We start from the raw sequence: 2,531 nt of genomic DNA, 5'->3' as shown, positions 1-2,531 counted from the left end.
TTGATGGCGCAGCCAATCGTAAAAGCACAGCTCTGCCTTGCACACTAACCTAATGGAGTTGATGTAAGATTAGTGCCCCATGCTTTACTTTGATTGCGCTATGGCTCAATAGAACATGAAAGGGAGTAAGTGCCCTGTAGGTTCCATTGAATTTGTGAAACAGAGGTAAGGTATCACTGCTTGCGTCACTATCTGTCCGATGCAATCAACTGAGTGATATTATTTGTTAGCAGTGTTGAGCGCTGAGGCTCTGATTTGAGTTGATATTGTTGTAATTGAAAGTCTGACGGGTAATCAAAGTAGAAGGTCAGTACTTTCAGCTTAGCAATACAGGTTAAAGGAAGGTCGTCGTAATCGTTGAGTGTGTTTTGGTAGACGAGATAAAGCTCACTTGCGGTAGTCGTAATACCGACAGGTGAAACTTGCTCTATCTGCTCACCGGATTTAAGGGTAAGCGTGATTTGCTTTTGATGAACCAGTGCCACTGAAATGGGCTCGAAAAACTTCCCTAGCGCCTTTGGTGCGTTTAGCTCATCAATGAGTGCATGTGCCTTTTTTGTATCTCCTTGTGGTGGATGCATTCCCGTATGAGAGCGTGGCTGGGCCCGTAACAGGCTGAATGCAAAATCAATGGCGTACTCCAAGGATGGTGGAAGCTGCTGACTGAGGGTTGCTTTAGCAAGCTGTAGTAGGACAAGCTCCCTAGCGCTTAAGGTTGGTTGGCTGTACATTCCGCGACTGTAACCGAAAGGTTTACTGCGAGTGTCTTTGTCGACATCAAAATAATCGACAATGACATCAAGATTACGCTGTACGCTTCTGATGCCGCGATACATTCCTGCATCGGCTAACTCAGCTTGAAGCTGCTTAGCCGTCACCTTTCGACCTTGTGGTATGCGTCGATACAACTCAAACACCAATGATAATTGCTCTGTGGTACTGGCTTTATCCCTTGTTGTCATTGTTAGGTCACTGCTGGTGGCTGATTGATAGAATGGCAATCATCCTAGCGATGGGTGCGTCACTATCTGGCCGATAGCGTATTTAGCTCATCGATATTTTAATCTCGTCATAAGCCTCCATTTGTACGTAAGCGAGAAAGTTGTTTTCCCACAGTGAGTAGAACTCTACAATGGCTTTGTCGTGGCAGCTTTGCCATCCCATAGGGGCAATGAACGCTTGTCCATTAGCAATATCAAAATCGACATTACGCTCTAGCTCTGGGTAGACGTTGCCTTGGTAAGCAAAGTCAGTGAGGTATTGGATTTGATACAGGCTTTCATTTTCTTTCAGCAACATGATTTCTACTGGGTGGTATCCACCCGCTTCAGCACTGTAAGTGGTGTCTCTAAAGTTAATGGTGAGGCTTTCACAGTCCCTCTTGGTTGGGTTCTGTTTCCAGAAAGTCTCTATCTTGCTTTTCAACAAGCTTTTGAGTTGTTGAGATACGGGTGAGTATGGCGCTGTGATGGTGAGTGTTTGAGATTTCATAGTTTTTCCTTTCAATCGTTTTGTTCAGGTCAATGATATGTACCTGAGTTTGGTTTGAATCGAATGTGGTGTGACGCTGGGAGACCGTAACTATTGGAATTGACTGACGACCGTTAACGTCTGTGTATCGAACTGTGACGCCTTTAGGTGATTGGTGAATACCTTGAGCCAACTAATAAAGAGCGACTGCACCTCAGGCCGATTGAGCTCACATCGTTGGATGTCAGGTTGGTAGAACCATTGATGTTTGAAGTTGAAATACAAAGCCACATCAACACTCTCAGCTTCTGGTGTGGGGTAATCAAAAGAAGCGATGAATCGCACTTCCCAAGGTTCGTTAGGGTTAGCACGTTCAAGTTGCACCTCTATGGGCTGTATCCCACTTCGGTTGCGATAGAAGCTTGCAACCTTGAGATTAAGCGCCACTCGTTTTGTTTCGGTGGGAATGTCATATTGCTCAATCAAGAGCTCGGCAAGCTGGTGGAATAGGTCGAGCTTGAAATTACGTTTGATACTACGATTCATAGCCAACCTCTCTCAGCAAAAGAGACACAATCACTGCCCACCACAATGTGGTCGAGTACTCGCACATCAACCAGTGCTAAAGCATCCTTTAAACGCTCTGTAATGCGTCTATCAGCTTGTGATGGGTTGGAATCACCCGATGGATGGTTATGAGCAAAAATCACTGCTGAGGCGTTTCTCTCAAGTACCAACTTCACAACTTCTCGTGAATACACTGAAGCGCTGTCAATCGTGCCAAAGAACAACTCATTGAACTCAATCAACTGATGCTGGTTATTGAGCAACATCACCCCAAAGACTTCTCTCTCATATTCTCCTAGCTTGCAGCGTAGAAAGGCTTTCGTGTCATTCGGACGTGTAAAGGCATCCCCGCTTACCAATCGACTCTCTAAGATCTCGACGGCTTTCTCTAATATCTGGTGCTCTGTAACGGGATCGTTAAATGTATATAGCGTTTCCATATCTTTTCCTTGTATCAATAAATGCAATGCTCAAGAGAATGATATGTATGTGAA

4 protein-coding genes are annotated in these 2,531 nt (G+C 44.9%); all 4 read right to left on the bottom strand.

Features of this window, described 5'->3' with window-relative positions; all coding sequences use genetic code 11:
• Positions 1–188: 188 nt before the first annotated feature.
• Complete coding sequence (locus tag IQQ51_RS09410) at positions 189–962, bottom strand: hypothetical protein (protein WP_228012770.1); 774 nt, start codon at positions 960–962, stop codon at positions 189–191.
• An 82-nt stretch (positions 963–1,044) separates the two neighbouring features.
• Complete coding sequence (locus tag IQQ51_RS09405) at positions 1,045–1,491, bottom strand: DUF2787 domain-containing protein (RefSeq protein WP_193840889.1); 447 nt, start codon at positions 1,489–1,491, stop codon at positions 1,045–1,047.
• Between the two features lie 90 nt (positions 1,492–1,581).
• Positions 1,582–2,016 (bottom strand): DUF2787 family protein, encoded by a 435-nt coding sequence (locus tag IQQ51_RS09400; protein WP_193840888.1) that lies wholly within the window; start codon positions 2,014–2,016, stop codon positions 1,582–1,584.
• On the bottom strand, positions 2,013–2,477 hold the full coding sequence (locus tag IQQ51_RS09395; protein ID WP_193840887.1) for a JAB domain-containing protein: 465 nt from the start codon (positions 2,475–2,477) through the stop codon (positions 2,013–2,015). Before IQQ51_RS09395 ends, IQQ51_RS09400 begins: the two co-directional genes overlap by 4 nt.
• Between the last annotated feature and the right edge of the window lie 54 nt (positions 2,478–2,531).

Source organism: Vibrio sp. OPT18, assembly GCF_015163615.1.
Classification (GTDB): Bacteria; Pseudomonadota; Gammaproteobacteria; order Enterobacterales; family Vibrionaceae; genus Vibrio; species Vibrio coralliirubri.
This window is presented reverse-complemented; position numbering and strand designations above follow the sequence as displayed.